This is a genomic window from Pseudoalteromonas sp. G5_S1_14_S5 (assembly GCF_054968605.1).
In genome coordinates, this window is record NZ_JBQKUM010000141.1 from 1 (window position 1) to 4661 (window position 4661).

2 protein-coding genes are annotated in these 4661 nt (G+C 37.9%); both read left to right on the forward strand.

The annotated features are described in order from the left end of the window. Positions 1–3712, forward strand: a 3712-nt coding sequence (locus ACTRWI_RS21960) for a polysaccharide lyase family 8 super-sandwich domain-containing protein (protein ID WP_499133824.1), incomplete at its 5' end; no start/stop codon positions are given. A gap of 235 nt (positions 3713–3947) precedes the next feature. Then, on the forward strand, positions 3948–4661 hold a 714-nt coding region (locus ACTRWI_RS21965), incomplete at its 3' end, for a hypothetical protein (RefSeq protein ID WP_499133825.1).

Consider the following 4661-nt stretch of genomic DNA (forward strand, 5'->3'; position numbering starts at 1 on the left):
TGGTGTTGGTGCTCCTGAGCTATCCACATATCAAGACGTTGGTTTTGATAATATTAAACAGGAAGAAGTCGATTATTTAAATGAAGTCATTCGAACGAATACACTATTGGCTGAAAGAAATATATTAAAGCTTATTAATCTTTTTTCGCGTCAATATCATTCTGTGAATGATATTGAAAATAATTTAATTGATAGTACATCAATATTTGTTTTCGATGTGCTTGAATTTGAAGGTGGGGAGCCTCTAGCATTTGTTGACGCTAATTTAGCACAGTGTGTCAAGGATACAGCCTTCGAGAATGGTTGGCATTTGGTCAATGAAATCACGAGCCTTAATTGCAGTAATTTAGAGATTAATAATATAACGGGGCTAGAAGTATTAACCGGGTTAAAAGAGTTAGATTTATCGGATAACACTCTCACAGAAGTGAATGTAAGTTCATTAAGCGAACTTGTTAGCTTGAACTTATCAAGCAATCAGCTAATGAGCCTTGATTTATCCAATCAACCCTATCTTGAACGGCTTGTATTTATGGGCAATCCATTAAGTGAGATGATTTTAGAGCAAAATAGCCCCTTTAACAGGCCTATGGCCGATATACGTGCTATTGAACGAACTAATATTATTATTCATTCTGATATAGACGAGCAAGATGATGATAACTTCGACTATTCTTGGCAGCAGTTGTCAGGAACCGAAGCTGAACTCACCAATACCGAGACAGCTAACCTTGCTGTCAATCTTCCTGCATTAGGTGAAAAAGAGTCAGATACTCTTGCCTTTAGTCTTACTACTACTAGTAATACTGGCCTTGTAAGTGTATCCACTGTATTCGTCAATCTTTTTCCTATTTGGCATCAAGAGTTTATTAGTCCTAATTTGGTGACAGTCGTTAAACGAGAAGTGATTGGTTCGCCGATAATTTCATATCAAAATGGCAGTGATAACCAGCTTACTGATTTATTGATCACTACCCCTGCAGATAGCCCTCAACCAATAGGTGTCAGTTATCGATTTCATGTTGGAAACTACAAAACGATTGATTTTGGTTTATCACTTAGTGCAGAGCACATTAATAGCGTGATTAATAATGATGATATTAGTCTAGAGATAGGGTTGAAATTAACAAATAGCAGTCAATATGTCAGCGCCCAAACGTTAGTATTAAAGCCAAATGAACCTCAATCGCTTTCATTACAACATTTTATGACAGAAGGCGGTCAAGAAGTCTTACTTGAAATACAATCTTCAACGCCAAACATAAAGATTAGACTACATGATATTGTTGTGGGCGATTATAATATCTCTCCTGTTGCTCAATGTTTTGCAATTCATACTCCCGACGAAGATATTGAACTTGACTTTAATGCTGAGGATTTGTTAAAAGTTAAAACAGCCATATATAATACAAAAGTGGGTGAAAATTATAATCCCACAGATATGAGCAATGTTGATAATTACTATAATGCTTTTAATTTTTCTTTAGATAGCAATAATCAACTAACATCAAATAAAAACTTCTCTTCATATGGAGAGTTACGTAATATAGCTAGAACTTTAGCTGCATATTTAAAAAGCCATCCAGACGATATCGATTATATAAACAAGGCCAATAATCTAATTCGATATTTAAGTGAACAAGTGTGTCGAGGTGACTTTACTATACCTTTCTATGGGATTGATGATGCTAGCGATGAAATATTGCTATTGAGCGATCATTTATCTGAACACGTAAAAACATTATTCAGTGCGGTATTATCTAAAGAGTCACACGTATTTAAATATCTCTGGATGAGTGATAAGCAATATGGACTAGCGACAAGATCATTTATTTCAACGGATGATGTGTATTTAAGATTTGAATTTCTTATTCCACATTCTTTTTTATTTACAGATGAAAATAGAACCCATCAACAATTAGCAGCAGTGCAGCGATTTTCAAACCGCGTATTAACTCATAGCCCAACAACTTTTGACGGAATTAAACCAGATGGTACAACATTTCATCATTGGTCTCATCATCCGAGTTACCTCTATAGCTATAAAAGTCTAATTGAGGGAAATATCTATTTGATTGATACTCACTATAAAATACCGGCTAATAAATTGAATAATTTGCTCAAAGCCGCGAGTTTATTAGCCTTAACCGGCAATGATAATCGTTTTTCACCTTTATCTCTTAGTGGTAGAGGACTTACAAATAGACTACAAAACATTTCAAGTGCTTACATTTCCAAGTTAAATCAACTCGAGTTAGACTCCATTCGACCGGTAGATAACTCCTATACCGCAACCTTACTCAAATTTGTTTACCCTAATGCAACACCACTTAACGGTGGCAATGAAGAGGTTTATCCCATGGAAGGGGTTTATCAATTTAATTATGCAAACTATGCCTTATTGCGGCATAAGGATTGGCTAGTGGTCAATAAAGGGCAATCTCGATCGTTATGGGGGGCTGAGATCTATTCCAATGCTAACCGATTTGGACGGTATCAAAGTTATGGTGCGCAAGAGGTTATTTATCACGGTAGTAAAGTAGATAATGGTTATAATCATAGAACATGGAACTGGAATTATAATCCTGGAGCGACGACTATCGTGCTCCCTTGGATAAATTTATTGGCCGAGTTTAATCGCGTAGATGAATATCAAGAATACGGTTTTGCAGGTGCATTAAGCTTTAAAAAGTCAGATACTCCTTTACTTCCTTTGAAGCATGTAAAAGGGGATATCGGGCTATTTGCTATGAACTTCAAAGAAAAAGAGGAAATTTCTGGTTGGGGGGCGGTGTATTATGATGGCAATAAAGTGAGTACTGTTCCTCGTGATAAAAGCTTTAGCTTTAAAAAGTCCAGCTTTTACTTTGAAGATTTAATTATTAATCTCGGCTCCAATATTACAGCAGAAAATAGTAGCGAGCATCCGGCTGTTACTACCCTTTATCAAAGACAAGATAGTGGGCTCAACAATATAAATGTGAATGGTATAGCAGATGCAGTGGTAGATGATTCTACTTATGATGTGGGAAATATGGCGAATCAGTGGCTAATCGACAACAGTGGAACAGGCTTTTATTTCGTTCATTCTGGTGCTGGTATAATATTGCAACACACTGCACAACAGGTACCGCAGCAGAACAGTAATGCCACAGAGGATCTAACTAACAACCCGATAGAATCTTATCATTTAGGCTACATTAATCATGGGATTAATCCTACTCATGGTGAATATGAATACCTATTGTTTCCCGCCACAAATCAAGAAAAGATGACGACATTTGCTGATCAGTTCTCTCAACAAATACCCTACATTGTGCATCAAAAGAATGATGTTGCCCATATTGTTGAAAAAGATGATGCTTGGGGTTTTGCCATTTTTAATGCGAGCTCAATCATAGATAAAGGACATGTCTACTCAGTTTCAAAGCCTGCATTAATCATGATGGAGAAAGATACAAATGTGGATTCAAACCCTTTATCTATCGCGATGGCTGATCCAGATTTAGGGTTTAGTATGCGTTCTAACGGCTCAGACCCATCACCGATAAGACACCTGCTAAGATTAAATGGTGGATGGGAACTGTCAGCTGAAAATCTCAAAGTAAAGATTCTTAGTCAAGAAAGCTGTGATTTTACATTGGTTGAAGTAACCCTAGCGCATGGCATAGCTGAGCAATGGGAAATGCAACCTAATACAGATTGCCCTTAATTAGGTATACATTTATGCAGGGTAAAAAGACGCAGAATAATTTGAAGTGATCTCTGGGAATGAGAAATGGGCTTAGGTTTTGCGTTGTTAGCAATTGCTGCATATCGGTACAATGCGTTCCTTTTTGAAGTGTTCAATTCTTTTTTTTGAGCCCATGACCCCCTTACCTTCAATCTGTTTGCATTTCCACGTCTATACTGAATGTATTAGAGATGTGTGTTCATGAGGTTTCGGTATGCGTTTTTTTCTAATAGCGTGCATGACAATGACGATGATGGGGTGTGATAATCATTCTTATCTAGGTATGCAAGAAAGTCTTCATCAAGGCCATACAGTCAGTGGCTCTGCCGTGAAAGCGCCATGGGTGAATGCACAAGTACAGTTATATGAATTGGATTTATCCCAACCTGATTTTTTAGGGCGATTAGTCAACACAGGTAAGACCGATCGGCAGGCAAAATTTGAGGGCGTAACCATTCCGGACTTGAAGCGACATTACATACTGGTTGTTAACACCACGGAGGAGACCGTAGAGCTCGGAAATAACGCAGTGCCCATAATTGATACAATGTACTCATTTCTTCCTGCCAACACATTCTCCGAAAATGCTCAAGACATCAATCTCATAGCGACACCACTGACAACAATGGCCGTCAAGCTAGCCATACAAAACGCAGATATCAGTGACGGACTATATGAAGGGAATGGAGATGGTGTAACAACCGAGTCGGAATGGTTAGCAGCTTTGGAGACGGCCACGGATATCGTCAAATCATTAATGGGTTACAGCTTAGTTGATGATATTGATATTTATACTCAGACCCCCGTCGTTGCGCACACCTCTTCTGAAGAAAATAAGTCGGATGCTTTTCACTATCGCTTAGCCATTGAGGCAACTGGCTCACTCATCCAACATTTAGCCACCAATAATGACACAAACACCCTTTTT